The organism is Ktedonobacter sp. SOSP1-85, from assembly GCF_016587415.1.
Taxonomy (GTDB): Bacteria; Chloroflexota; Ktedonobacteria; order Ktedonobacterales; family Ktedonobacteraceae; genus Ktedonobacter.
The window spans coordinates 307,776-334,653 of record NZ_BNJI01000003.1 but is presented as its reverse complement, the minus strand read 5'-3'; the positions used below and the strand labels follow the sequence as shown (position 1 = coordinate 334,653).

Annotated in this window: 27 protein-coding genes and 1 pseudogene; 20 read left to right on the top strand and 8 right to left on the bottom strand. The window is 55.1% G+C overall.

Translation table 11 applies throughout. The features are described from left to right. The first annotated feature begins 48 nt into the window (after positions 1-48). From KTE_RS39540 to KTE_RS39525, 4 genes are all read left to right on the top strand, one after another. Complete coding sequence (locus KTE_RS39540; protein WP_236600937.1) at positions 49-951, top strand: patatin-like phospholipase family protein; 903 nt, start codon at positions 49-51, stop codon at positions 949-951. 40 nt (positions 952-991) lie between these two features. Then, positions 992-1,264: a hypothetical protein gene (locus tag KTE_RS39535; RefSeq protein ID WP_201391679.1), complete on the top strand. Its 273-nt coding sequence runs from the start codon at positions 992-994 to the stop codon at positions 1,262-1,264. A gap of 98 nt (positions 1,265-1,362) precedes the next feature. Beyond that, positions 1,363-2,238: a 5'-3' exonuclease H3TH domain-containing protein gene (locus KTE_RS39530; protein WP_201391677.1), complete on the top strand. Its 876-nt coding sequence runs from the start codon at positions 1,363-1,365 to the stop codon at positions 2,236-2,238. 518 nt (positions 2,239-2,756) lie between these two features. Further along, complete coding sequence (locus KTE_RS39525; RefSeq protein WP_201391675.1) at positions 2,757-3,698, top strand: TIGR03621 family F420-dependent LLM class oxidoreductase; 942 nt, start codon at positions 2,757-2,759, stop codon at positions 3,696-3,698. 71 nt (positions 3,699-3,769) lie between these two features. Here the strand turns inward: KTE_RS39525 and KTE_RS39520 are convergent, their stop codons facing one another. Together KTE_RS39520 and KTE_RS39515 are read right to left on the bottom strand one after the other, a co-directional pair. Beyond that, on the bottom strand, positions 3,770-4,276 hold the full coding sequence (locus KTE_RS39520; RefSeq protein ID WP_201391673.1) for a hypothetical protein: 507 nt from the start codon (positions 4,274-4,276) through the stop codon (positions 3,770-3,772). Positions 4,277-5,151: 875 nt separating this feature from the next. Continuing rightward, positions 5,152-5,784: an IS4 family transposase gene (locus KTE_RS39515; RefSeq protein WP_201391671.1), complete on the bottom strand. Its 633-nt coding sequence runs from the start codon at positions 5,782-5,784 to the stop codon at positions 5,152-5,154. Here KTE_RS39515 and KTE_RS39510 point away from each other — a divergent pair. The 8 genes from KTE_RS39510 to KTE_RS39475 all read left to right on the top strand — a co-directional run bounded on the left by KTE_RS39510 (position 5,753) and on the right by KTE_RS39475 (position 14,781). Next, on the top strand, positions 5,753-8,377 hold the full coding sequence (locus tag KTE_RS39510; protein ID WP_201391669.1) for a tetratricopeptide repeat protein: 2,625 nt from the start codon (positions 5,753-5,755) through the stop codon (positions 8,375-8,377). The two genes, KTE_RS39515 and KTE_RS39510, sit on opposite strands and share 32 nt — an antisense overlap. A 504-nt stretch (positions 8,378-8,881) precedes the next feature. Further along, the gene (locus KTE_RS39505; RefSeq protein ID WP_201391667.1) at positions 8,882-9,592 is read left to right on the top strand and encodes an alpha/beta hydrolase; all 711 of its coding nucleotides are present in this window, start codon (positions 8,882-8,884) and stop codon (positions 9,590-9,592) included. 370 nt (positions 9,593-9,962) lie between these two features. Next, positions 9,963-10,790 (top strand): alpha/beta fold hydrolase, encoded by an 828-nt coding sequence (locus tag KTE_RS39500; RefSeq protein WP_201391666.1) that lies wholly within the window; start codon positions 9,963-9,965, stop codon positions 10,788-10,790. Between the two features lie 179 nt (positions 10,791-10,969). Continuing rightward, positions 10,970-11,596 carry an NAD(P)H:quinone oxidoreductase gene (wrbA, locus tag KTE_RS39495; protein WP_201391664.1) on the top strand — a complete coding sequence of 209 codons (627 nt, stop codon included), beginning with the start codon at positions 10,970-10,972 and terminating at the stop codon, positions 11,594-11,596. Between the two features lie 68 nt (positions 11,597-11,664). After that, a complete protein-coding gene (locus KTE_RS39490) occupies positions 11,665-11,943 on the top strand; it encodes a ubiquitin carboxyl-terminal hydrolase 14 (RefSeq protein WP_201391662.1) in 279 nt (92 codons plus the stop codon). A gap of 73 nt (positions 11,944-12,016) precedes the next feature. Continuing rightward, positions 12,017-12,991: a ring-cleaving dioxygenase gene (locus KTE_RS39485; protein WP_201391661.1), complete on the top strand. Its 975-nt coding sequence runs from the start codon at positions 12,017-12,019 to the stop codon at positions 12,989-12,991. Between the two features lie 21 nt (positions 12,992-13,012). Next, positions 13,013-13,699, top strand: a complete 687-nt coding sequence (locus KTE_RS39480) for an alpha/beta hydrolase (RefSeq protein ID WP_201391659.1) — start codon at positions 13,013-13,015, stop codon at positions 13,697-13,699. 527 nt (positions 13,700-14,226) lie between these two features. Further along, positions 14,227-14,781 (top strand): GNAT family N-acetyltransferase, encoded by a 555-nt coding sequence (locus tag KTE_RS39475; RefSeq protein ID WP_201391657.1) that lies wholly within the window; start codon positions 14,227-14,229, stop codon positions 14,779-14,781. Positions 14,782-14,794: 13 nt separating this feature from the next. Here the strand turns inward: KTE_RS39475 and KTE_RS39470 are convergent, their stop codons facing one another. Then, the gene (locus tag KTE_RS39470; RefSeq protein WP_201391655.1) at positions 14,795-15,355 is read right to left on the bottom strand and encodes a TetR/AcrR family transcriptional regulator; all 561 of its coding nucleotides are present in this window, start codon (positions 15,353-15,355) and stop codon (positions 14,795-14,797) included. A gap of 166 nt (positions 15,356-15,521) precedes the next feature. On the opposite strand from KTE_RS39470, the gene KTE_RS39465 reads away from it, so the two are divergent. Beyond that, a complete protein-coding gene (locus KTE_RS39465) occupies positions 15,522-16,082 on the top strand; it encodes a cupin domain-containing protein (RefSeq protein ID WP_201391653.1) in 561 nt (186 codons plus the stop codon). An 8-nt stretch (positions 16,083-16,090) separates the two neighbouring features. Here KTE_RS39465 and KTE_RS39460 read toward each other — a convergent pair whose 3' ends face one another. Both KTE_RS39460 and KTE_RS39455 read right to left on the bottom strand, forming a co-directional pair. Further along, complete coding sequence (locus KTE_RS39460; protein ID WP_201391651.1) at positions 16,091-17,356, bottom strand: MFS transporter; 1,266 nt, start codon at positions 17,354-17,356, stop codon at positions 16,091-16,093. Between the two features lie 189 nt (positions 17,357-17,545). Beyond that, positions 17,546-18,313, bottom strand: coding sequence for an MBL fold metallo-hydrolase (locus tag KTE_RS39455; protein ID WP_201391649.1), 768 nt, complete (start codon positions 18,311-18,313; stop codon positions 17,546-17,548). Positions 18,314-18,491: 178 nt separating this feature from the next. Between KTE_RS39455 and KTE_RS39450 the strand changes: the two genes are divergently transcribed. Beyond that, a complete protein-coding gene (locus KTE_RS39450; RefSeq protein WP_201391647.1) occupies positions 18,492-18,911 on the top strand; it encodes an Lrp/AsnC family transcriptional regulator in 420 nt (139 codons plus the stop codon). Positions 18,912-19,043: 132 nt separating this feature from the next. Here KTE_RS39450 and KTE_RS39445 read toward each other — a convergent pair whose 3' ends face one another. Then, positions 19,044-19,469, bottom strand: a complete 426-nt coding sequence (locus KTE_RS39445) for a WD40 repeat domain-containing protein (protein ID WP_201391645.1) — start codon at positions 19,467-19,469, stop codon at positions 19,044-19,046. Between the two features lie 140 nt (positions 19,470-19,609). Between KTE_RS39445 and KTE_RS39440 the strand changes: the two genes are divergently transcribed. The 5 genes and pseudogenes from KTE_RS39440 to KTE_RS39420 all read left to right on the top strand — a co-directional run. After that, complete coding sequence (locus KTE_RS39440; RefSeq protein WP_201391643.1) at positions 19,610-20,041, top strand: MerR family transcriptional regulator; 432 nt, start codon at positions 19,610-19,612, stop codon at positions 20,039-20,041. A 23-nt stretch (positions 20,042-20,064) separates the two neighbouring features. Then, the gene (locus KTE_RS39435) at positions 20,065-20,577 is read left to right on the top strand and encodes a (2Fe-2S)-binding protein (protein WP_201391641.1); all 513 of its coding nucleotides are present in this window, start codon (positions 20,065-20,067) and stop codon (positions 20,575-20,577) included. Continuing rightward, the gene (locus tag KTE_RS39430; protein ID WP_201391638.1) at positions 20,564-21,547 is read left to right on the top strand and encodes a xanthine dehydrogenase family protein subunit M; all 984 of its coding nucleotides are present in this window, start codon (positions 20,564-20,566) and stop codon (positions 21,545-21,547) included. Before KTE_RS39435 ends, KTE_RS39430 begins: the two co-directional genes overlap by 14 nt. Continuing rightward, on the top strand, positions 21,544-23,757 hold the full coding sequence (locus KTE_RS39425) for a xanthine dehydrogenase family protein molybdopterin-binding subunit (RefSeq protein WP_201391636.1): 2,214 nt from the start codon (positions 21,544-21,546) through the stop codon (positions 23,755-23,757). Before KTE_RS39430 ends, KTE_RS39425 begins: the two co-directional genes overlap by 4 nt. Before the next feature lie 77 nt (positions 23,758-23,834). Continuing rightward, positions 23,835-24,122: pseudogene (locus tag KTE_RS39420) on the top strand (SDR family oxidoreductase); the annotation flags it as partial. A gap of 12 nt (positions 24,123-24,134) precedes the next feature. Here the strand turns inward: KTE_RS39420 and KTE_RS39415 are convergent. Next, positions 24,135-24,827, bottom strand: coding sequence for a hypothetical protein (locus tag KTE_RS39415; RefSeq protein WP_201391634.1), 693 nt, complete (start codon positions 24,825-24,827; stop codon positions 24,135-24,137). Between the two features lie 502 nt (positions 24,828-25,329). On the opposite strand from KTE_RS39415, the gene KTE_RS39410 reads away from it, so the two are divergent. Further along, on the top strand, positions 25,330-25,689 hold the full coding sequence (locus KTE_RS39410; protein WP_201391632.1) for a hypothetical protein: 360 nt from the start codon (positions 25,330-25,332) through the stop codon (positions 25,687-25,689). Between the two features lie 82 nt (positions 25,690-25,771). Here KTE_RS39410 and KTE_RS39405 read toward each other — a convergent pair whose 3' ends face one another. Continuing rightward, on the bottom strand, positions 25,772-26,581 hold the full coding sequence (locus KTE_RS39405) for a class I SAM-dependent methyltransferase (RefSeq protein WP_201391630.1): 810 nt from the start codon (positions 26,579-26,581) through the stop codon (positions 25,772-25,774). Positions 26,582-26,878: the final 297 nt, after the last annotated feature.

The following is a 26,878-nucleotide window of genomic DNA, read 5'->3' as shown; positions in this document are numbered from 1 at the left end:
ATACTCTCCCATAGATAAGTGATGAAAACATTACTGAGGAGGAAGAGAATGCACAACGATCAGCCCGACTTTGAGCAATTCATAGGGAATACAACGATGACAACATACGCGTTAGTGCTCGGCGGAGGGGGAATAGTAGGAATTGCCTGGGAGACCGGGCTGCTGGTGGGACTGGCGGAAGCCGGGATAGATATTCGTAATGCCGACTTGTTTGTGGGAACTTCGGCAGGTGCCAACGTGTCAGCACAGATTACCAGTGGCCTTGCACTGGATGAACTCTTCCAGCGGCAGGTTGATCCAGCGTTACAGGCTCACGAACTGGTACCGCAGCCGGACTTTGAGAAGATGCTCGCTGAATTCACACGCGCTTTCAAAGCAGGAGGAACCGGTTCAGAGATTCTGCAACGCATCGGCGCTCTGGCGTTAGCAGTTCCTACAGCGCCAGAGGCAGGGCGCCGGGAGGTAATTGTCTCACGGTTGCCGGTGTATAGCTGGCCTCAAAGCCGGTTAGAGATCGTGGCTGTTGATGCGTTCAGCGGCGAACGAATCATTTTCAAAAGGGATTCTGGGGTTGAGCTGGTTGACGCGGTGATGGCTAGCTCCGCGTTACCCTATACGTGGCCTCCTGCTACCATCAATCAGCGTCGCTATATAGATGGCGGGTGCTACTCGATAGCAAATCTGGACCTGGCAGCTGGTTTCGACAAGGTCCTGGTACTCCAGCCCGATCTACCTCCATTCCCTTTCCTGGAAAGCCTGGATGAGCAGAGAGAGCGTTTGCAGCGTGAGGGAGCGCAGATAGAGGTGATCACGCCCGATGAGGCAATGAAGGCTGCCCTGGCCTCCGTTGGAGGCAACGCGCTCGATCCCTCCCTGCGAGGAATCGCCGCCGATTTGGGACGAGAGCAGGGCAGGCACGAGGCTGCTCGTGTGGCTGCTCTGTGGCAATAAATTGCAATCAAGTGAAAGTCGCATTGGGATGTGCCTCAGGATGCTAACCTATCAGGCAATCGCTGATGAACGAACAAAAAGAAAAAGCCTCGAACAGAAATTGTTCGGGGCTTTTTCTTTTTGTCAAACCTGCGAGCAGGCCCTTCCCTATTACCTTATGCAGATTTCACCCGCTCAATGTTGGGATTTACAACGTGAAGATGATGGTAGCCAGAGCGGCGCACCTCGTCCAGATGAGAACAACGGATGTGTCTTTCGTGATAAGATAAACGACGAAGACAGCAATGTATGCATCGATCATCCAGATCGTTAAAAGTATACAGATGACATCATTTATCTTGCCCTATGGTGATGTCTATTTTCGCAGAGGCTGGACAATTCTGAAATTATGGGAGGAGCACCAGATAATCTATGAAGATCTACCTAGTGGATGGTACCTATGAGCTGTTTCGCAGCCACTTTGGCGCGCCGCCGCGCAAGGCACCAGATGGGCGCGAGGTCGGCGCAACGCTGGGCCTTTTACGCAGCCTGTTGATGCTCTTGACTACGCCTGGCATCACCCACGTGGCCTGCGCGTTCGATCACGTGATCGAGTCCTTCCGTAACGACCAGTACCCCAGCTACAAGACAGGCGCGGGCGTTGACCCCAACCTGATAGCCCAGTTCCCGCTGGCCGAAGAGGCTGTTTCCGCGCTTGGGCTGGTGGTCTGGTCGATGGTGGAGTTCGAGGCCGACGATGCCCTGTCCAGCGCGACCGCCCGTTTCAAGAACGAAGCTGGGGTCGAACAGATCGTGATCTGCTCGCCGGATAAGGATCTGGCCCAGCTGGTCTCTGGAAGCCGCATCGTTGGCTGGGACCGCCGCCGCGATATTCTCATCGATGAGGCGGGCGTGGTGGAGAAATTTGGCGTGCGCCCGCAGTCGATCCCCGACTGGCTTGGGCTGGTGGGCGATGCGGCCGACGGATTCCCCGGCATCCCGGGCTGGGGTGAAAAATCCGCAGCGGCCGTGCTTGCAAAATACGAGCACCTCGAGGCGATCCCTGCAGATCCGCAAACCTGGGGGTTGAGCGCCAGCCGCGCGGCGCGCCTGGCTGAGAGCCTGGCACAGCACTGGGCTGAGGCGCTGCTTTTCCGCAAACTGGCTACGCTGCGCGAGGATGTGCCATTGAAGGAAACGCTCGCCGATCTGGAATGGCAGGGCGCCTACGAGCGGCTGAAAGATGTCTGCCACCGGCTGGGCGATGAAAAGTTCCCCGGGCGTGTTCCGAGGTGGCGCGAGAGATGAATTTGGCACCTTCGAGCAGGGGTAGCGCTACGCTGGCTTTTTAACCATTTGCGTGGGAAACGCGCCCACATTCGGCCGCGAGCGCTCGTATCTACAAACTACCAGCGCATAGCCATGCCCGGCCTTCCGCTCCGCGCTGTGGAACTGGCCTCCCTCTGGGAGCGAGATCCCTAAGCACTGGCAGGCTGTGTGCAGTGATTGAGAGCGGTAGTCGTAGAGACCACGTGGCTCGCCATGGACGACGGCGTATTAATGTTCCCTTACTATAGCATGGCTGCTCAAGCCTGACAAATTGACACCGTTCCGACAGATTCTTTACCACAAAGCGTAGAAGAGAAAGCCGTACTGGAAATGATCGAGGCTGAACCCAACCCATTTAACGAGACGAAAAACGGGACACAAGCTGAACCTGAGATAGAGACTGTTCTGGCAAACAGCCATGATGTATGACAAAATTTTAACAGGCCGACAAAATTGTCTGTGAACATAGCCGTATCAAAGGAATCAGGAGAAGATACATGCCACACGTACGACCGTTTCGCTTTGGCATCATTACAGATGGCGCCCCTACCCGCGAAGAATGGATCACACGGGCACGAGAGGCCGAAGATCTGGGCTACTCTACCCTCTTGCAGCCAGATCACTTTACCAACGATTTTTTCCCTCTGGCCTCCCTCATGGCAGCCGCGGACGCGACGAAAACCTTGAGAATTGGCACACTGGTCTATAACAACGATCTTCGTCACCCGGTCCTTCTCGCGAAAGAGGTGGCGGCGCTGGATATGCTCTCCGGTGGACGTTTTGAACTGGGCATTGGAGCGGGCTGGAATCGACCGGAATACGACCAGGTTGGTGTGCCCTTTGAACGTGCCGGACTACGCATTGAACGCCTGGAAGAAGCCTTAAAGATTATTAAACAAAGCTCCAGCGATGAACCCGTCAATTTCACCGGCAAACACTATACCGTGACCGATCTCAACGTGACGCCAAAACCCATTCAGCGTCCTCACCCGCCGATCGTCATGGGTGGTGGTGGCAAAAAACTCCTGAGCCTGGCTGCGCGCGAAGCCAATGTTATTGGTCTGCACGTCAAGGTGAATGATAATGGCACAGTCGATGCCACAGAAAATATTGAGGATACCCTGACCGAAAAAGTCGGGTGGATTCGCGAGGCCGCGGGCGAGCGTTTTTCGTCCATCGAGTTGAATATTCTTATCTCCGGCTTCGCCCTGGCACACAATCAGCAGGAGGCCGCGGAACAATATATCCGCGAAAGAGAACTGACAGACGCCACGGTTGAGCAGGTGCTTGCCAATCCGTACGTCATGCTCGGAACCACCGAACAAATGGTCGAGCGTATCCAGCTCTGGCGCGAGCGCCTGGGCGTCTCATATCTTGTTATCCGCGCCGAGTATATGCGTGCCTTCGCGCCGGTTGTGGCCCAACTGGCAGGGAAGTAAACGGGCGGAAAGAGTGAGAGGAAGCGTCGGAAGGCGCTGCAGTCGGCTTGCCCCATGGGGCAAGCGACGACTCAAATGCTTCCTTCTCGCTCTTCTGTGCTCCAGGGGAGAGGGACGTCAGGGAGATGGTGCGGTTGATAGCGGGTGGGGAGATGGCTGATGGAGAGGTCAAAGGTGGTGTGGGCGTCGTCATTCTCGATGGCCCGGCAGATCAGGTCATGGGGGTGGACTTGTCCCGGAAGGACCTGGAAGTAGCAGGTGTCACCCTCCTCGACATCCTCATCCGGGGAGGAGGGGGCAGGGCTGACACTGATGACGAGGATATCGCCTGGAGCCACCACCTCCTGGAGGTAGAGACGGTGGGCGGCGGGTGGCTCGAGGTCCAGGAGGCGTTTGCCTTGCCCGGTTGGGCTGAGCCAATCCAGGCTGAGGGTGCATGGGAAATGGCAGACCAGATGGACAGTGACAAAGACGTGTTGTCCAGATTCCATCTCGGCGAGTTGGGCCGTGATGGCGACCCGACGCTCGCCATCAGTGGCTGGTGCTCCTGGCGATGGAGGGGTGGAGGCGTGGTCCATATGGCATGCTCCTTTCATGGTGCATTGGTTGCGTCTACATAGAAGCTGTTGCCTCTGCTCCTACGTTTCCCTACTGCGAGAACACCAGGGGGGGCGGCTGAGGAACCTGAGGCGATGCTTCGCGCCGAGTTGCTCTCCTCGTATTGTTTGGCCCCATGTGGTGAGCCTGGTCCTGCCCGAGGATGGTTCTGCATGAGCAGCAGCACATGATGAGGGTACCAGAGGTGCGAGGGCGGTGTCAAGAGACGGTGGGAAATACCGTGCATTCCCAGTGTGTTCTCCCCTCCACCAGTGAAAGCGCGAAAAGGGGGGATCTCACCGTCTTTTTCTTGTGCCCGGCCTGCCCCAGCGAGGGGTGATGTGCCTCCATATTCCTATAGTCGTGCATATTCTCGACGGGTGGTTTGGGGTGGGTGAGGAATTAGGAGTTTAGTGACGACTCCCCACGCATAAATGCGGGGGCTTCTCAGGAGGCCGAAGCTTCCTGAAGGCTCCGTCCGAGCCTATAGTGTATTACTCTCTTGTGTGAAAGGCGGCTTGTGGGCTCTTAAAGACCTTTCGAGAGGTACAGGGACACGTGTACGCAAGCATTTTTGCGCAAGGACGCGAATTTACCTTGCAACCCAGGAAACACTTTTGGGTTGTGTATGTACAAAAACACTTGTTCTAGTATAGAAGGAAAGGTGGAGAGTGTCAAGAGGGAAATATTCCCCTCCACTCTATCCACCACAAAAGGACTCGCTTCTATCCCCATGCCTGAAGGCCTGATTCTTACCCACATCTACAAATAGAGGTGAAGAGCGAGATGCGCGCCCTCAAGAAGCGTTTGCAAGGAGAGCCAGCCTTTCCAGATGGTTCGCCATCCAGGAGGACCATCATGACGGCGCGAAAGACGAGCCACCCAGACGTGCGACTTCCACCCAGAAGGTGCCCAGTGTCATGGTGGCAGGCAAGTGAGCAGAGCGCTGAGCCAACACCGCAAGCATCAAAGGCTCGATCACCTCAGAAGCTGGGCGTTGTGGTTCTTCACGAGCGTAGGCACGCACCTGCAACAAGCGCACGGCAAGTGGAGACAACACCCCCAACAAGCGCATCAGAGCGTCAACCGTTTGCAATTGCCGTTCCTCGATGCGACACCCGCTTTTGAGGCATTGGTGATACTCCTCGACCAGCCAGCGATGCCGATACCAGTCCACACGCTCCCATGCTTGTTCGAGCGTCGTGGTGGGAACCGAGGTCAACAAGACCCACTCCAACGGTTTTTCATCTTCGGGAGCCAGTTCTTCCCAGACGCGGATGACCCAGACGGTCAAGGGTTCGTTGCTCGCTTGCGGCTCATTGCGTGGGGGCAAGAGGGTCATGTGTCCGAAGGCAAGCTGAACCTGGGTCGAACGCGCTTTGTGTCCATGCCGAGCTGGCACCTCAAGCGGACGGCTCTGCTGACTTGGAAAGGCGCGGGCGCGATCCAGAGAATGCTTGATCACCATCCAGCGCTGGGAGCGAGGCATCCAGCAACCCAGTGCCTACTACCGTGTCAAGCTCTGTGCCCTCTTTGGCCTGAGCGCCCAGGAACTGGGACTTGTGGAAGAGGATATATCGACGTCGGAGCCGGAGCCCACTGAGATCACACCCTCAGAGGTCGAGCCTGTCCAAAAACTGGCGCTCTGGATCGTCCCCTATGCTCGCAATCCTCATTTCACCGGGCGCGCTGCTACCCTCGAACACGTGCATCAACGGTTCGCGCCTGCTGATGCAGAGGCAACAATGAGCCTTCGCCAGGTAGCCCTGACGCAGGCCCAGGCTATTAAGGGATTGGGGGGAATCGGCAAGACGCAGATCGCGGTAGAATATGCCTATCGAGCACATGAACAGGGACGCTATACGCATACGCTCTGGATCGCGTCCGCCAGTGAAGAGGCGCTGCTCAGCAGCTTTGCCGCCATCGCGGACCAGGTGCCAGCCTTGCGCGCCACAGCCGGTGAAATAGATCAACGCAAGCGAGCGCATGCTTGCATCGGCTGGCTGGAGAGCTGTGAGGAGCCGTGGCTGCTCATTTTCGACAATGCGGATGATTTGACCTTTCTTCCCGCCTATCTCCCCCAGGGTGGCAACGGAGATATCCTGCTTACAACACGTGTCCATGCGGTAGGCGCGCTGGCTCTATCCATTGAACTCGACACGATGGGAGTAGCTGAGGGGACACACCTCCTCCTTCGGCGGGCGCAACGCGAAGCTCTGGCCGCGGCTGAAGAGATCGATGATGCGACCAATCTGGCAATAGCTCTGGGGCTGTTCCCGCTGGCGCTCGACCAGGCAGGAGCGTATATCGAAGAGACGGGATCGAGTGTGAGGGAGTATCTCCAGCTCTATCAGCACCATCGTCATGCCTTGCTCGCACAGCGTGGCTGGCAGATCACACATTATCCCGACTCGGTCGCCACCACCTGGGATCTCGCCTTTCAACAGGTCGAGCAGGCGAATCCGGCCGCCGCAGAGCTGCTGCAACTCTGCGCCTTTCTGGCCCCGGATCACATCCCTGAGGAACTACTGTCCCAGGGCGCTGCGCATTGGCCCCCTGCGCTCCAGCAGGCGGTCTCCAATTACTTCACATTCAGTCAGATGCTCAAACTCTTGCTGGCATATTCCCTGGTCAAGCGTTTCCCCGAGGAGCGCCTGTTGAGTATCCATCGGCTGGTACAGGTGGTGCAGGTGGAGCGTCTTGCTGGGCAGGAGCGGCGTCAGTGGGCCGAGGGCCTGGTGCGGGCGCTGCATGCAGCCTTCCCCGCCGATCCAACCGATCCGATAGCTTCCTGGCCGCAGTGCCAGCGCTATCTGGAGCACGCCCAGGCCTGCGATCACCTCATCCAGGAGTATCACCTCCAGTTTCCTGAGGCTGCGGAGCTTCTTGATCGCACGGCGACCTACCTGCAGGAACGCGCCTTGTACACACTTGCTGAGCCACTCTATCAACGCGCCTTGCGTCTTCGTGAAGAGCTGTTGGGAACTGAGCATCCCGACACGGCGAGGACTATGAACAATCTGGCAGTCCTCTACAGTAAACAGGGAAGATATGCGGAAGCCGAACCCCTCTACCTACAAGCCTTTCGTATCCTGGAGGAGCAGCTTGGCCCTGAGCATGTTGATACGGCAAGGACCCTGAACAATCTGGCTGTCCTCTACAGTGACCAGGGAAGATATGCGGAAGCCGAACCCCTCAACTTGCGCGCAATCCATCTTCTAGAACAGCAGTTCGGATCCGAGCATGCCCAGGTCGCTGCTCCGCTGAATGCGTTAGCCAACCTCTACACCAATCAAGGCAAGTATGGGGAAGCCGAACCGCTCTACCTGCGCTCAATTCATATCCTTGAGCAGACGTTGGGATCCGAATCTTTACAGGTTGCAAAATCATTAAACGGTTTGTCTTACATTTATACCTTACAGGAGAAGTATACGCAGGCCGAAGCTCTCTATCAACGGGCGTTGCACATCATGGAACAGCAGTTAGGGCTTGAGCATCCTCGCGTGGCATTTCCACTCATTGGCCTTGCTTATGTCAATGTGCAACAGGGAAAGTATGAGCAAGCCGAGCCGCTCTATCTGCGAGCCTTGCGTATCCGTGAACAGCAGTTGGGTCCTGAGCATCTTGATGTCGCTATGGCTCTCTACGAATTGGCAAATCTTTATCAAAAGCAAGGCAGATATGCAGAGGCGGAGCCAGTCTACTTGCGAGCCTTGCGTATTCGTGAACAGCAAGTAGGTTCTGAGCATCTATCGGTGAGCGATACATTGCGCGGGTTGGCGAATCTCTACACCGTACTGGAGGACTATGAGCGTGCCAAGCCGCTCTACCTACGGGCATTGAGTATTCGTGAACAACACCTGGGTCCTGAGAGTGATGGAGCCGCTGAAATACTGCATGATTTCGCCGGTTTCTGGCAGGCGCAGGGCCAACTCCAGGAGGCAGTGACCTTGTATCAACGGGCCTTGCATATCCGTGAGAAGGCGCTTGGTACAGACCATCCCATGACTGTCGCGACACATGATCGCCTCCAGGAGGTACTGCTCGCGCTGGATCAGGTGGAGAATGCAGCCCTGCAGTAAACCTTCTATTCTTCCGCTTGCGCTATCACTGGCTTCCCGTCCAACTTAAACCCGAATGGCCTGCAGGTGCTCTCGCGTCTCGCGCGTGTAGGGGATGCTCTACGCCAAACACATGCTCACATGTATCTGCAAGGCTTACTGGTAGAACTCGCCCGCTTCTTCTGAGTGGCCTTGTGCCTGCCGGAAACAAGCGAGATCATGTAGCATTTCAGCTGCTTTAAAATTATTCATGTGAAAATCTCTTGCAACCCACAAAAGTATATGAATAGATCCTCTTAGAATAAAAACAGTTAAATAAGAAATAATAACTTTTGCTGCATTAAGGATTATAAAAGCAGGGCGACGCCTGATCACCCCCAAACGATCGCGAGACGATAGGTAACGATCTTTAAGAAAGGAACACCTCAAGGTATGCTCTCTATAGTGAGAGAAGGCCGTTCGGAATCATGCTAAGAACCGAAAGGGCAATTCTCCTGAGAAAGAGAGAAAGGAAAAAAATCTTCTATGAGTGATACAACTGGAACGGGCATCAATATCTTACTTGTACATGGTGCCTTTGTGGATGCATCGAGTTGGAGCAAGGTGATCCCGCTACTTCAGGGCAAGGGGGTTCATGTGCTCGCCGTGCAAAATCCCCTTACCTCATTACAGGATGACATCGATACGACTACTCAGGCGCTTGCCACCCTGTCTGGTCCAACGATCCTGGTAGGGCATTCTTATGGGGGAACTGTGATCTCCAACATTGGAGTGCAGGCGTCCAACGTAGTAGGCCTGGTCTATATCTCAGCGTATGCACCAGAGCAGGGGGAAAGTGTGCTCGACCTCAATGGGAAGTTCCCAGCCTCCCCAGCAGCCGCACACTTTGTGCCGTCCTATCGAGAAGGATTTGTATGGATTGATCCGCCAGCTTTTGGAGCGAACTTTGTGCAGGATATCCCTAGCATCGAGTCCAATGGGCTTGCTGCGGCAGAAAATCCTACAGCACTTATCTGCTTTGAGGTTCCATCCGGAGCACCAGCCTGGAAGCGGCTTCCCTCCTGGTACATGGTCTCGGCCAACGATCGCACCATCCAGCCAGATGCCGAGCGCTTCATGGCCAAAAGAATTGGGGCCACAACCCGCGAGATCCCATCGAGCCATGCGTCCCCAGTTTCGCATCCTTATGAAGTGTCCGAACTGATCCTGGAGGCAACCCAGAGCATTCGCCACTAGAGATGCTTTGTGTTCTGAATGTCACGATATCGCCACGGCCAGTATCCTGGAGAATGCGCTAGATGAGACGGAGAAACGGCGCTGATTCCTTGCAGCGTTGACGAAACAGTAATCTGCATATAAAAAGCGTGTAAAGTGTATTGTGAGAAATGACGCCTGAATTGTATTATCATAGTACAACCCAGGTAGTCTTCAATGAAGACATTGATACAAGTGCGGCCATTTGATCCACTGCGATCCCGCCATCGATCATGCTCAAGAAGCTGAGCACGCCATTGGCGGTCGTTGGACATTACGACTTGGATGAAGAAACGACTTCGCAATGGAGAGGAATGGCAACTTAATGAAAAAAGAAGGAACAATTCAAATTATGAGTACAAGCACTATTACCACAAAAGATGGCACACATATCTTTTACAAGGATTGGGGTACGGGCCAGCCCGTCGTCTTTAGTCATGGCTGGCCTCTGAACGCCGATGCCTGGGACGACCAGCTGCTCTTCGTGGCCTCCCATGGCTATCGCGCCATCGCCCATGATCGTCGCGGCCATGGACGCTCCAGTCAGCCCTGGGATGGCAATAACATGGATACCTACGCTGACGACCTGGCCGAGCTCATAGAGACGCTCGATCTCAAAGACGTGGCGCTGGTCGGGCATTCCACCGGTGGTGGCGAGATCACTCACTACGTTGGTCGGCATGGCACCTCGCGTGTCGCCAAGGTCGTGCTTGTTGGCGCGGTACCGCCACTGATGCTCAAGACAGAAGCCAATCCAGGTGGCCTGCCCATCGAAGTGTTTAATCAAATTCGCACTGGCGTCGTCACGGACCGCTCACAATTCTACAAGGATCTCAGCGCAGCCTTCTATGGAGCCAATCGATCAGGCTCCCAGGTTTCGCAGGGTGTGCGCGATATGTTCTGGCTCTGGTCGATGCAGGTTGGCCTCAAGGCAGCATTTGACTGCATCAAGGCTTTCTCCGAAACAGATCTCACGGAGGACCTCAAGAAGATCGACGTTCCGACCCTGATCATTCACGGGGATGATGACCAGATCGTGCCAATCGCAGACTCTGCTCTTCTCTCCTCAAAGCTTGTCAAGGGCGCAACCCTTAAGGTCTATCCTGGCGCGAGTCATGGTCTTACCACCACGCATAAAGAGAAATTCAATACCGACCTGCTAGGCTTCTTGAAGTCCTAAGTAAAGATAGGGGTATGCTGGTTGATTGCTAACCGGCATGCCCCTGGTGCTTGTATCTCACATGAGCACCTCAAGGATGCGAAAACCCATCTGAGTTCAACGATGGTATGAACCAATCAAACAAGCTGACCAATACAACATGCTCTTGCATTTCGCATACAGCAAGGAGGAAAATGTCCATGTCAACAGAGGTCAAGGTAGCGATCATTTACTATAGTGCGACCGGGTCAACCTACCAGTTGGCTCTGGCTGTGGAAGAAGGCGCAAAAGGCGCAGGCGCTCACACACGTCTACGAGAAGTCGAGGAACTGGCTCCGAAAGAGGCGATTGCAACAAACCAGGGCTGGGCCGCACATCGAAAAATGACGCAGCATATCGCGACGGCAACGCTTGCGGATCTCGAGTGGGCAGATGCCATCATATTTGGCACGCCAACCCGTTTTGGTCTGCCTGCCGCTCAGTTGAAACAGTTTATCGATCGCACAGGTAAGCTCTGGTCACAGGGCAAACTCGCTAACAAGATCGCGTCGAGCTTCAGTAGTTCAGGCACCGCGCATGGTGGACAGGAAACAACCATTACCGCCCTGAATAATGTTTTCTACCACTGGGGTGCGATTATCGTTTCTCCCGGCTATCTTGATCCTGTGCAGTTCCAGGTTGGCAATCCCTATGGGGTCTCATATACCTCGAATAATGGCTCAGTACCACCTGATGAAATAGCGCTAGCGGCCGCCCGCTTCCAGGGCCGGCGCGTTGCTGAGGTCACGGCGCGTTTTGCAAGTGGCCTAGCTCCAGTTGCTCACTGAGAAAGCGGAGGGTATCTAAAATCGTCCTTTTTAGCATCGCTGAAAAATGAACTGAAGAAGGCAAGCATATGGCAAAGCAGTGTACACATTTGGAGCAAATACAGGAAGTCACACCGAGTGCAAATGGATGTGAGGAGTGTTTGAAAACGGGAGATACGTGGGTGCATCTGCGCCTCTGCCTTTCGTGCGGACATGTAGGTTGCTGTGATTCCTCAAAAAATAAACATGCGATCAGGCACTTTCACACCACAACCCATCCACTCATTGCGTCGCTCGAACCGGGAGAGAATTGGGGTTGGTGTTATGTCGACGAGGTGGTTTTCGAATTCGCGGACGCAGAAGAATAATCAGACATAACATCATGAAGAGCAGAGCTCTCAGTTACCTGATGTCAGGTAGCAGGGCATTTGGGAGGAACATATGGGACACAACGTTTTGACAGGCATTCACCATCTCACAGCCATCGTGGGAGATCCCCAGGCAAATGTGGATTTTTATACTCATGTGCTGGGGCAACGCCTGGTCAAGCAAACGGTGAATTTTGACGATCCGGGAACGTATCATCTCTACTATGGAGATGATACAGGAACGCCTGGCACGATTCTGACGTTCTTTCCCTGGCCGGAAGCGCCGCGAGGACGCAGAGGGACTGGCCAGATTGTGGACATTTCCCTGTCTATCCCGGCAGATGCGCTCGACTATTGGATCGACCGTTTATCTCACCACGGGGTGACGATCACGGGGCAGGTCGCCCGTTTCCAAGAGCAGGTGATTTCCTTCCTTGATCCACATGGCCTCTCCCTGGAGTTGGTAGCCTCCCGTGAGGCGGACCTTCGCCGCGGTTGGAGACATGGACCCGTTCCACAAGCGTATGCCATTCGAGGCTTCGCCAGTATTACACTGGCAGAGGCCCATCACGAGCCAACAGCCACTCTGCTTACTGAAACGCTCGGTTTTCGTCTCTTGCAACAAGAAGGGAACCGCTTCAGATACGAAGTCGGCTCAGGCGGCCCAGGCACCCGCGTCGATGTGTTGGAGTTGTCCAATCAGCCACGCGGGAGGATAGCAGTGGGCACCGTGCATCATGTGGCCTGGCGCACCGAGGATGACGCCCATCAACTCGCCTGGAGAGAGCATCTGTTAGGTCAGGACGGCGATGTGACGCCAGTGTTGGACCGCCAGTACTTCCGCTCGATCTACTTTCACGAACCAGGGGGAGTTCTGTTTGAAATTGCGACTGATCCTCCCGGCTTTGCCATTGATGAGCCGGTCGAGCAGCTCGGAACGCGCCTCAAGCTTCCCCTCTGGCTAGAGTCAAGTCGCTCACAGATCGAGAATGTATTGCCCCCGCTTCATGTGCCAGTGGATAATGCTGGCAGGAGCAATAACGAGTAATCGGGTGGAAGGAGATATCGGATGGAGCAGCTTCATCATTTGAATAACGTGACCCGGCCACACCAGGGGCAGCCTGTACTTGCTGCGGGTTCGCCGCTTAAGCAGGCAAAAGCAGTTATGATCATGCTCCATGGACGTGGTGCATCAGCAGAAGATATCCTGAGTCTGACGAGCGAGCTACACCAGCCTGGTTTTACCTATCTTGCACCGCAGGCCGCTGATTATTCGTGGTATCCCAATAGTTTTCTTGCACCTCTTGCTAGCAATGAGCCTAGTCTTACTTCCGCCCTGGCAGTCATTGCATCTCTGCTGACTCAAATAGCGGATGCAGGCATTAAACCTGAACGGACCATCCTCTTAGGTTTTTCACAAGGTGCCTGTCTGGCCCTTGAGTTTGCGGCCCGTAATGCCAGGCGCTATGGTGGTGTGGTGGGCTTGAGTGGTGGACTCATCGGGCCGGATGGCGCACCGCGAAACTATCTCGGCTCGTTCGATGGGACCCCCATGTTTCTCGGCTGTAGTGATAAGGATTTCCATATTCCCAAAGAACGGGTTGAATATTCCGCTCAAGTGCTCCAACGGATGGGAGGGCAGGTAACGGCACACTTGTATCCTAACATGGGCCATACCATCAACCAGGATGAGATACATGTTGTGCAAGCCATGATGGCGGCAATGTGGGAAAAGGAGAAGGGAAGAGACTCATGAAGATGCGATTGCCCTTGTCCTGTAATGGTATGCTTGAGAGTAGTATGATGTGCCTGGACAGCCTCAGGCTGTCCAGGCACATCATACTACTCACCAGGGCGAGCGCCGCAGGTGTGAGGAGTCAAGCAAACACGCTGCTCATGGCCTAGCTATATAGGTGACGACTCCCCACGCATAAATGCGGGGGCTTCTCAGGAGGCCGAAGCTTCCTGAAGGCTCCGTCCGAGCCTATAGTGTATTACTCTCTTGTGTGAAAGGCGGCTTGTGGGCTCTTAAAGACCTTTCGAGAGGTACAGGGACACGTGTACGCAAGCATTTTTACGCAAGGACGCGAATTTACCTTGCAACCCAGGAAACACTTTTTTGTTGTGTATGTACAAAAAACACTTGTTCTAGTATAGGAGGAAAGGTGAAGAGTGTCAAGAGGGAAATATTCCTCTCCACCCTATCCACCACAAAAGGACTCGCTTCTATCCCCATGCCTGAAGGCAGGGGTCTTACGCTCGGTTTGATAAAAAGGAAAAAGAATGAGTAAACTCTCTCTCTGTATTCGTGTGGATGATGAAATCGAGTTACGCTTGAATGAGCAGCGGTATGTGGATGAGTATCATGCCCTGGTGGTGCGCAACATCGAGCACTTGCGGGAGTGGATGTCCTGGGCGGCCTTCAAGCAGACGCCTGAAGTTATAAGTTCATATATGCGAGGCAGTATGCAGCAGTTCGCGGGTGGAGTAGGGCTGCCAACCAATCTCTGGTATAGGGGGCAAATGGTTGGTTCAATCGGTTTCCCCAGGATGAGCTGGGAGACGCGCGTGGCGGAGATTGGCTACTGGCTGGATAAAGATATGCAGGGCAAGGGAATTATCACCAGGGCTGCGAAGGCGCTTACCACCTATGCCTTCGAGGAGTATGGTCTCAACAAGGTTGAAATTCATGCCGCCGCTGGTAACAAGAAGAGCCGGGCCGTGCCAGAGAGGCTTGGTTTCACGCAGGAGGGAATCTTGCGCCAGGCCGAATGGCTTAATGGCAAGGCTCATGACATGATCGTGTATGGCATGCTCGTGGACGCGTGGAAGTATTAAGAAAGAGGTGTGATTAGCGTCCCAGGCCTTGAGCGAGGCAAGTTAGCCCAAGCGTAAAGCCTTCGGCCGGGAGGCAGCGCTGCATGTGTCCCGTCAGTTCAAGTGTGACGAAGCCGTGGATAAAGGCCCAGACGGCCTGCGTCGCGGCCTCTGCCTGGTCTTCTCCTACCAACTGGGCTGTGGCTGCGAGCATAGGCGCGAAGGTCGCAGCCGCAGAGGGAGGGGCATCGACCTCCAGGGGTGGCGCGCCCATAAATAGCAGAGTGTAAATGTGAGAATGTTGAAGCGCCCACTCGCGATAGGTCAGCCCCATGGCTTCTATTTGATGGCGCGGGTTCGGGCGTGCGAGGGCGGAGGCATGCTCCAACTTCTCAGCCAAGCGATAGAGTCCCCTTTCCGCCACCTCAGCCAGGAGTGCCGACTTATTGGCAAAGTGGTTATAGAGCGAGGAGGCCTGTACGTCCAATATCTGAGCCAGGCGGCGCATTGAGAGCGCCTCAACACCCTCCTGCTCCACCAGCTTGCACGCACAGGTCACCAGCTCTTGATGATCGATCTTCTTTGTATATGCCATAACTAACAGTGTACATTTTTGTACATGGCCTGTCAAGCTTTTTCCTATCTCATATAACTAACAGTGTACACCTTGACAAGGAAGCATTGATGGATGTATATTGCTTGTGTAAGGTGAACAGCGTTCGTGTTGGTTGTCATAGTTGAGAGAAAGGAAGCGTATAGATATGGTTCATGTGGGGGAAATGATTTTTGACCCTATTCGCAAACAAAAAATTATATTTCGCAAGACGGCGAAGGAGACGCGAGGTGAACTGGTTGAGGTAGAGGCTGTCTATCACCCGTCTTCAACAAAGCCTGCAACCCATGTTCATCCCCAACAGGAGGAGCGCTTTGAGGTCCTGGAAGGGAGCATCAACACGATCATTGCTGGCGAAAAGAAAACCTATCAAGCTGGCGAGATCTTTCATGTTCCCGCAGGTACCACCCATGAGATGTGGAATGGTGGCACGAGCGGGACTCGCGTGATCTGGCAAACGAGGCCAGCACTGCACACAGATGAATTTCTCGAAATTACTCTGGGTCTTGCCCAGGATGGCAAGACCAACCCGGAGGGGATACCCAATCTTTTACAGGCAGCCGTGATTATGTGGCAATATCGTCGCGAGTTTCACTTCGTCAAGCCGCCACTCATCGTGCAGAGAATACTCTTTGGGCTCCTGGCCTTTATTGGGCGTTTGTGTGGCTATCATGGCGTCTATACCCCGGCAACGCATGAGCGCGATTGAGAGTTATATTATCCAGCTTGCGTGTCTTCTTCCAGGGTCATCTCTGTCTCGCTTAGGGAGCCTGCCTGGCGAATATCTTTGTTCAGAGTCGTTAGCAAGGCGAGCACGAATAAGTAAGCTGAGAAGCTATAGACGGTGTTAATGGGTCCAAGCAACTGGAGCATGATGCCCGCGATGGCTGCTCCCAGCGACATGGCACCAACCGTCAGCAGGCGGATGCTGCTGGTGACACGGCCGAAAATATTGTCGGGAATGATCGAGGCCCGATAGCTCAACTGCGTGACATCGAAAATGACGAGGGCGAAGCTCATCAGGGCGCCGATGAGTCCTAACAAAAAGATATTGGGGGCGAGCGCGTAGAGCGGAAAGAGGAGTGCTGCAACCCACCCAAGGCCGATAGTGATGTGGGTAAAGCTCAGGCGTCGTTGTAGAGGTTCGATCAAGAAGGAGGCCGCGATCCCTCCCAGGGCATCAATGGTAAAGATAATGCCGATCTCAAAGGCAGAGGCATGTAAGTTCTGTGCGAGCACAATCAGGATAAGCGTGCTCCCTCCATAGGCGATATTGCCCGCGCTGACGCGAAAGGCCAGGAAGCGTACCAGCGGTTGCCGCCAGATCCAGGCCACGCCCTCCTGAATTTCCTGGCGGAAGTTGCGCTGCGTCGTCTGCCGTACCTGTTGAAACTGTGTCCTGATCGCGGAGAGCGAGAGAACGGAAATAAGGTAGGAGAGGGCATTCAGCAGAAAGGGCAGGGCCGCGTAGAATGCGTAGAGCAGGCCACCCAGGGGCGCGCCGATGATGCCTGTGACAATGGAGGTTGCGTAATTTTGTCCCATAGCAGCAGGCAATTGCTCTTTGCTAACAACGTTGGGCAGCGAGGCCGTTTCGGCCAGGGTGAAGAAGGTTGCCAGGGCGCCACAGACCAGGGCCATAAGATAGATATGGGGCATGCTCAGGTGTCCCAGCCAGTAGGCCAGGAAGACGCTTCCCGTTGCCAGCGCCCGTCCGATATCACAAATGACCATCACGCGCTTACGATCCCAGCGGTCAATCAGCACGCCAGCAGGCAGGCTCAGAAAAGGAAAAGGGAGCTTTTGCAGCGTCGCCACGATGCCAGCCTGAGCGGGCGAGTGCGTCAGCGCCAGGATGAGCAAAGGGAGAGGGACGTCTTGCAGCACGTCCCCCAGAGATGACAGGCCCTGCCCACTCCACAGCAAGAGGTAGTCGCGGTTCCGCCAGAGGGCTGCGCGTTTCTTTGGCATGTTTAATGGCATCTGAGCATCCTTTCTGTAGGCCGACGCTACTGGCGTACGCGTCTACTGCCAGCACAGTAGACGCGTACGCCAGTAGCGTCGGCCTAGTCCGCAAGATTGTCGTCTCCTTCTCAGGCATCAATCTTGCGGCGCACCGCTATAATACCCACTTTACATGCCAAATGCAAATTTGCGAAGAATTGAATGTATTTAGAAGGTAAGGATCTCTCCGTCCTGAGGAATGGAGACATGTTTCTCTAGCTCTTCTGCCTCTAGCTTGTCTCTCAATGCGGCACGCGTGAGGCGACAGTGATTGATTGTTTCCATGTGTACCACTACGATGTTTGCCTCGGGAATGCTGCGGCATACCTGGCACACATCGTTCTCGTCCATGGTGATGGGGCCGCCGCCAGTGACAAAGGTTGGAGCACCGGCGTTGAGCATGACCACATCTGGTTTGTGCTGTGTGAGGGCCTGTTCAACGTCTGAGCACCAGATTGTATCGCCCGCGATATAGAGTGCTGGCTCCCCCTCGGCCTTCAATACAAAGCCAGAGACAGGACCCATCATTTTACCTAGCTCGCCTGTTCCGTGCTGCCCTCCAGTGCGGTCGATCTCAAGCCCACGCCACGTCAAGCGTTCACTTATCGGCAGAACCTGGGTGAAGCCTGCCTGCTCTAGCTTAGCCTGGTCTGCTGGCTGACAGAGTAGAGGTAAGTCTTTGGGGAGTAAGTCCTGTGCGGCTGGGTCCCAGTGGTCACGATGCGTATGAGTTATTAAAACAGCGTCCAGGTTGTTGATTACCTGCTGTAACTCCTCATCGGAGAGTGGTAGCGGCACCATCGGGTTGCGTATCTGGTTGCCTGCGTTGGGAATGGGATCTATGGCTCCCTGAGGGCTGAGCATTGGATCGACCAGGATCTTGAGATTATGAATGGTCAGTACCAGGGTAGCGTGGCGCAGAAAGTGGATTTGCATTATGTTCCTCTTCTTCAGATTAATCTACCTAACGAATCTATCGTTTAGCTGCTCTTGTGATAAAATAATAGGATATTTCAAGCCCTCTGTACACAAAATATGGAAAGTAAGCGGACCTTTTGCTTTTCCTTTGTAAGGAAAGAGAGCATGGTTGCTAAACAGTTGTTATGGGATGATTATGGATACAACAGATATTGCTATTGTTCAGGCTTTGCGAGAAGATAGCCGCCTATCTATGCGTAAGCTTGCTGCGGTGGTTCATATGAGCGCGCCAGCCGTGGCTGAGCGTGTGCGTCGCCTGGAAGAAGAAGGAGTAATTACCGGCTACACTATTCGTGTGGATGAGCAAAAAATCGCTCCCAGGATGCTAGCATATGTAAATGTGCACATGAAAACGAATCATCACCGTAGCTTTCTCCAGCTTATTGAGGGCAGGAAAGAGGTACGTGAGTGCCATCGTATTGCTGGCGGGAATGTCTGTTATCTGTTGAAACTGGAAGTGATCGATCAGGGCACGCTCAATGAATTTTTAGATATCCTACTCCCCTATGCCAATTATAGTCTCAATGTTGTTATTGCCTCGACCATCAAACCATAGCGGTGACTCTACCTCCCTCTAGTACAGTTGGACAAAGATATCTCAATGGTCAAAAGAAGATCAATGACGAGAAAATGACGGAGGTCATGAGGCGAATTCTTCTATAGAAAAACAAGGTCCAAGCAATGGGGGTTATGGGATCGCCCAGAATCGTACAGTGGAATCACTGCTGCCGGAAGCGATAAGCTTGCCATCAGGAGACCAGGCCACGGATTTGATCACGGCGAAATAGTTAGTGAGATCGTTTGTAGAGGTGAAGACAGTCTTTTTTGTCGTTGCGTCCCAGATCTGCATGGTACGATCATCGCTGCCCGACGCGATGTACTTGCCATCAGGAGACCAGGCCACAGCGTTGACCCGGTCGGCATGGCCTTGATAGGTCACGCTCCTGTTTCCGCTGGCGACATCCCAGACCTGCACCGTATGATCATTGCTACCCGACGCGATGTACTTGCCATTGGGGGACCAGGCCACTGTGTTGATCTGGTCAGTATGACCGCTATACGTCAGGTATTTGTGGCTATTGATGGCATCCCAGACCTGTACAGTATGATCCATGTTTCCTCTGTCTTCTCATACAGATATTGTTGCTTGCTTAGCGGGAAAAACGCAGGGGGGAATGTTGGGACCCCTCCTGGACAGAAAAAGTCACTCCAACCTCTTGACCTGGAGTTCACTCCAGGTTGTATAGTTGGGGCATGGAAACAAATTTTTCGATTCAACAGGTTGCTCAGCAGACCGGACTGAGCAGCGATACGCTGCGCTACTATGAACGCATCGGGCTGATTGAGCCGGTACAGAGAGCGCCAAACGGCCATCGCCGTTATAGTCAGCAAGATATCTCCTGGCTCCAGACGCTGATTCGCCTGCGCGAGACGGATATGCCGCTGGCGCAGATGATTCATTTTGCAGCGCTGCGTCGCCAGGGTGATGCCACTGCGACCGAGCGCCGGTTGATCCTGGAAGAACACCAACGCGCTCTGGAAGAACATATGCACAAGTTAGAGCAGCATATGGCCGCGCTGCAACGGAAGATCACGCACATGCGCGAGGTTGAAGAACGCAATAACGCGGCAGTCGCCCAGGTCTACGCGACACTTCAAGATGAACCCACGGATACCGTTATTTAACGATAGAATCGATAGGAAAAGATATGGCTACTTCTACAGAGACATCCCTAGATGCTCAACTGATTGCTGTGACGTTGCGTGTCAATGGCACAAAGCACGCGCTGCTCCTGGATACACGCGTGACACTGCTTGACGCGCTGAGCGAACATCTTGAACTGACGGGCACAAAAAAGGGCTGTGACCACGGAGCCTGCGGCGCTTGCACGGTCCTGGCCGATAACCAGCGTGTTCTCTCCTGCCTCACCCTCGCTGCGATGTGCGACGGACGAGAGATTACGACGATTGAAGGCCTGGCCAATGGAGAAGAGCTTCACCCCATGCAGGCGGCCTTTATCGCTCACGATGGCTTTCAGTGCGGCTATTGCACTTCGGGACAGATTATGTCCGCCGTGGCTCTGCTCAACGAGGGGCACACGACTTCTCAGGAAGAGATCCGCGAGTTTATGAGTGGCAATCTCTGCCGCTGTGGCGCTTACTCCAATATTGTGGCCGCGATCTGGAGCGTGGTAGAGGGAGAAAAAGATGCGACCTTTTAGCTACTGGCGCGCCGAAAACGAGGCGGGCGCCATTGCGCGCCTGACAGCCCACCCCGGGGCAGCGTACATCGCTGGCGGCACGACGCTGCTGGACCTGATGAAGGATGATGTGCTCCATCCCGATCTGCTGGTAGATATTACACACCTCCCTCTGCGGGGCATTGAAGTCACCGAAGACGCGATATTGATTGGCGCGCTGACTACCATGAGCGAGGCGGTGCATAACGCGCTGCTCCGCGAGCGCTATCCGCTGATCACACAAGCGCTGCTGGCCAGTGCGTCACAACAACTACGCAATATGGCAACGCTCGGTGGCAATCTGCTCCAGCGCACGCGCTGCTCCTACTTCCGCGATCCCGTCTTTGCCTGCAATAAACGCGTGCCTGGCTCCGGCTGTGCCGCGCTGGTTGGCGAAAACCGCGTGCACGCCATTTTCGGTACCAGCGAGAACTGTATCACAACCCACGGCTCTGATCTCGCCGTGGCCCTGATAGCGCTGGATGCTGCGCTGGAGGTACACGGACCAAACGGCTCGCGGCGCATTCCGCTGGCCCATTTTTATCTCCTGCCTGGCACAACGCCGGAACGTGAGCATGTTCTCAAACCCGGTGAGCTGATTGCCGCGCTGGAAATTCCGACGACGTTCAATGCCTCTCGCTCAACCTATCTCAAGGTGCGCGATCGTGCCTCCTACGAGTTCGCCCTGGTTTCAGCCGCCGTGGCCCTGGAACTGGACGGTTCAACTGTCTGCGCGGCGCGGATCGCGCTGGGTGGAGTGGGAACAATCCCCTGGCGGGTACGCGCCGCGGAAGCACTGCTCCAGAATGCGCCTCTCGCCAGAGAAACCTGCGCCGCCGCCGCGGAAGCGGCCCTGACAGGGGCTATCCCCCAACGCGATAACGCGTTCAAGATTGAACTCACCCGGCGTACACTGATACGCGCCCTGACCACGGTAGGAGGCATCGCATGATTCAAAGCGCTCCACAAACATCCTCGCCCAGCGTGGGCCAGCCGGTTGACCGCGTCGATGGGCTGCTCAAGGTAACAGGCCAGGCCCGCTATCCCGCGGAATTTCCCTTTGAGCGCATGGCACATGCGGTTATTGTGCAGAGCACCATCGCGCGCGGTAGCATTAAAACGATCGAGACAGCTGCGGCGGAAGCAGCTCCAGGTGTGCTCGCGGTGCTGACGCATCTCAACGCGCCGCGCTTGCACTCCAGCCCCCCCAGCTTTGTGGTGGGGGCAGCGCCGCCGCCGCCTCTCCAAGACCAACACATCTCTTATCATGGCCAGCATATCGCTGTGGTAGTAGCAGAAACGCTTGAGCAAGCCACTTTTGCCGCGACTTTGATCACGGTCGATTACCAGGAGGAAACGCCGCTGCTCCGACTCGATGATCCGCACGCGCAGGTGCTCGACAACGCTTTTCCCGACGTAGTGCGTGGCGAGCCCGAAGCTGTTCTAGCCAGGGCTCCGGTACGCGTGGAAGCAACTTATACTACTCCGACGCAGCACCACAATCCGCTGGCGCCGGCTGCGACTATCGCCAGTTGGGATGACGAGACGTTAACGCTCCACGATTCGACGCAGGGAGTCTACAATACCCGCGCTCAACTGGCAATGATGCTCGGCCTGGAGATAACGCAGGTACGCGTGCTGGCTCCCTTCATCGGCGGCGCGTTCGGCAGCGGACTGCGCCCCTGGCCACACGTGGTTCTGGCCGCTATCTCGGCCCGTCAGGTAGGCCGCCCGGTCAAACTGGTGCTCACCCGCGAGCAGATGTACACAACCACTGGCTACCGCCCGCGCAGTGTACAGCGTGTAGCCCTCGGCGCAACTCGCAAGGGCCAGCTTCTCGCTACAATCCACGAGGGCACCGAGCCAGTGGCAATGAATGACGACTTTCGCGAAGGCCTGACGCGCGCGACCGCTCTGCTTTACGCCAGCCCTCACCTGCGCACTGCCTATCGTCAGGTGCGTCTCAACGTCGCTGTACCCACCTGGATGCGTGGCCCTGGTGAATCGACCGGCCTTTTCGCGCTTGAAAGCGCGTTGGACGAACTGGCGTACGCCCTGGACATTGATCCGCTTGAACTGCGCCTGCGCAATGACACGCCGGTCCATCCCCAGAGCGGCCAACCGTGGTCAAGCCGGAAGCTGCGCGAATGCTTTGAACTGGGCGCTCAAGCCTTTGGCTGGGAACGTCGCCCACGCGCTCCGCGCTCTTTGCGCGACGGTCATGAACTGATCGGCTGGGGCGTGTCTGGCAGCTACTATCCCTACAACCGCCAGCCGGCAGAAGCCCGTGTGCGCTTGCTGGCCGATGGCAGCGTGCTGATCCAGACCAGCGCGACCGACATCGGCCCCGGCACCGCTACCATTCTGGCTCAGATTGCCTCGGATGCGCTCGGCCTGCCCCTGGCAAGGATTCGCTGCGAGCTGGGCGACAGCAACTCTCCCGTCTCGCCCAACCAGGGCGGCTCTATGCTCGCCGCCAGCGCCGGCTCGGCGGTCCACGCGACCGCTGCCACGCTGCTGGAACAGGCACTCGCGCTCGTTCAGGAAGACGAGTGTTCGCCATTGCGCGGGGCAAGCCGGAAGATGATACTAACCGGAGACGGATATATCGCGCTCAAAAGCGATCCCACACGCCGCGAGAGCTATACCGCCATTCTCCAACGCCATGGCCTGGATCTGCTTGAGGCCACAGGCCGAGCTGCCCCTGGCGACGAGGCCCAGCGGTTTGGCACGGGCATCTTCGGAGCAAAATTTGTCGAGGTGCGCGTAGACGCCGAGCTGGGCAGGATTCGTGTGAGTAGAGTGCTCTCGGTCATCGCGGCTGGCCGTATTCTCAACCCGAAAACTGCGCGCAGTCAGGTTATCGGTGGTACCGTTGGGGGCATTGGCATGGCCCTGCTGGAACAGACCCGCATGGACGAGACAACAGGCCGCATCGTCAACGCCAACTTTGCCGACTACGCCATCCCGGTCCACGCGGATATTCCCCCGCTCGAAGTGCTCTTTGTCGAAGAGCCCGACCTGGAACTCAATCCGCTCGGCGTCAAGGGCGTCGGCGAAGTCGCCATCGTCGGTATTGCGCCGGCCATCGCCAACGCTATCTACCATGCCACAGGCCGCCGTGTGCGCGACCTGCCGATTACCATGGACAACCTTTTATAGAAGTTGAGAGAACAAGGGCCGAGGGCTTGTAAATGACAAAATTCGCAGAGCGATCTCATTTACAACCAGATCATCGCCTGGCCGAGATCGCCAAAGGCACAAATGTGACGGTTAATAGCGTTTTGCCGGGACCAACGAGGACCGAGGGGGGTAGTGAATTTATTCAGTCACTGTTCCCTGGCGAGAAGCCAGAGGTGGCCGAGCGCAAATTTATGCAGGAGAATCGCCCTACCTCTTTGATCGAGCGCCTGATTCAGCCTGAAGAAGTGGCGGCGCTGGTTACCCTGATCTGTAGCCCGCTTGCTGGGGTCGTCGATGGAGCTGCGCTACGCGCGGAAGGAGGTCTGGTACGTAGTGTTTTCTAAGTTTCGGATCGGCTACTCTTTTGTTCGCCTAAAGTATTCGATGAGATATGGATCGAAGTGTCTCTCGACCAGTTCCGTCATTTCCTCGCTGGAGTGACCTCCGTCTACCTCAACGACTGAAAGCGAGAGGGTTTCCGCCTGCTGCTTGACATAGCGAGCAAGCTGGCAGTCGCGGGCGATGAGGTTACGCAGGCGTTGCTCAGGGTTGCTGCCCTCGTTATAGACGCCATGCCGTTTCTGGCGTCTGACCAGTTCAGCCTGCTTGCGGCGTCGAGCCTGGTCGCAGAAGGTATCAGTGGGAACCAGCCAGATTGCTTGCTGGGGGCTGGAGAGATAGGGGGCGACACACTCTGGAAAGAAGTTCCCCTCGGCGACAATAAAGTTTTCTCTGGGCAGAGCCAGGAGATCCTCGATGACCAGCGCAAAGTTCCTGGTCCACGATTCAATGGTTTCTTGAAACACTTCTTCAACTGGGCGCTGTATCCAGCGCTGGTCCATGCTCATACTTAGAAATTTCTGTGCCTCAACGTCGCCAGCGGCTATACGTCGCGCAAAATGATGACTTGCAAGCGCGTCGACATGATAATCGAGGAAGACATAGATCCGGGTGATGGTATGGCTGATCGTGGATTTTCCTGAGCAGGGGGAACCGGCAATCCATAGAACATGTGAGAGCGCTTGCGCAATGTCGCTTTGTGTTGGCATCAGATATTTCCTTCCAAGCTAGCTGTCTATAGCGTTTGTTGAGAGTATACATAAGTATTTGTGCAAAAACATTGTCCAAATGGCGGATGTATATTCTTGACGTATCTTGTACAATAAGGAAGGATAAACCAAAAGCCCGGCGCGTACATCAGTAGCGCCGGGCTTGTTTGTGTTTTTGTAAAATCTCCAGAAATCCCGCTTGACTTAGAGCGCGCTCTAAGATGTAGACTATTGTCTATGAATATGGAAGATAGTCTCTCTGGTTCTGTATTCTCCTCCGGCAAAGAAGCTTTTTTAGATAGAAGTACACGCTATGGCTCCCTTACATTGCCACAGCCTTTTGCCTCCTTGCTTCGTCGTATTATTGGACAACTTTCCACTTTTTTTGAATCTGGGAAGTAATCAGCGCCCAAAGAGGTTATAGAGGGTGTAGAACTATTCGTACCTTTGGCTCCATAGTGTTATCTATCTCTGGTTGGTAAGTTTGAAAGTGAGGTTTTGCATGTCTTTTTCATCATCTCTCCAGTCACATACATCCTCAGTATCAGCCGATGCGCTGCAAGCCTTTCCGCGCTCCCTGGCCCAGGTCGCGCCAACAATATTGCTTACTCAGTTACAGGAAGAGCGACTCATCGCTGAAGCGCAAGAAGGGCGTGTTACCTTGAAGCTTACGACAGATGTGAGCGTTGGGCTTTTGGGAACAGACGCGCCAATCTTAAGTCAGAGCTTATTTCTGGCGACAGGAACGGTCGAGGTGCTAGCAAGCTTCTGCGGACAGTTCCTTGAGTTTCGCTACAACCGCCTCTCAGGTTCAGGCGAGGAGTATCCTATGCGCCTGCTTCTGCATGGAGCCGCGCTTTAAGATAGAAGTTTATGATGCATGATGCCAGGTTAGCAAAACTAACCTGGCATCATGGTATCAAGATCTGATGAGTCCCGCTGTGTTACCTGCTTGGAAGCTTACGTGCGCGTAGCCCCATAAACAGGGGAATTTCCTGGTAGGCCCTGTTCTCGGCCCTGGCATGTGGCCCGCTGGATGTCTTATAGGTACACAACTCGCGCATCTGGTCAAGCACGAGGCCACTGGAGGCGAGATCATTAATGTATTGTTGCAGGGGGCGATGAAAGCAGAGGCTCTGCCCCTGGCGCCCATTGGCGTATTCCTTCATGGGAACTGCTAGCGGGGTCAGGTAGCGATCAATGCGCCGATATTGGAGTTGGCGTTCCTCCTGCCAGCCCCAGCCACTTTGACGCGGCACACGAAAACAGGGGTGAATCATCACGATCACGAGCCTCCCACCGCCGCGTAAAGCCCAAGCCGCTCCCTCTAGTACTGAACTCAGAGGGTCCATATCCTGAATACTGAGCAGAAAGACTATGCCATCAAAGGTTGCTTGTTCTATCCCTGAAATCAGGTCAAGGCGACTGGCATCTCCTTGCAGGAAGGTGCCTATGCGTCCATGATGGGCGCGGGCGCGCTGGAGTAGCCTTGTGCTGGCATCAATGCCGACATAGGAGGCACCCGCGCGTGTGATATGAGGTGCCAGGACGCCCTGGCCCGCGCCAATATCCAGGATACGCTCACCGCGCCGGGGGGCCAGCAATTCCAAGGTGGCGGGGATCGCCAGCTCACGATGCAGTGTGCTGCCATCCTTGCCGACCCAGCCATCATACCATTCGGTATGCGCATCCCAACTAGTTCGCACTCTCTGCCCAGGCGATGTGCCTCTGGCTGCTATTTGTCTATATCGCACCGCTCTTTTCCTTTCGCTTGAAACCTGGGTTTCGCAAAAGAAGATAGATGTAACCACGGGGTTAGAGCACGGTGCTACGGGACAGGAGAAACGGGGAAGAGCTATCAGGCAGATGGTGGAAGCGGTGTGCGTAGAGACGAGATGTGTGTCGACCCAGGCGAATAGCGTACCACCTCAGACAGCTCTATCGGCTGCTGAGCCTGGTCCCGCTCTCCTTCGCTGGAAAGTGTCAAGCGATGTGAGGAAAAAGAGAAGAGGAACGTGATTGGAGATGTTGATGTGCAATCACTACAGGCT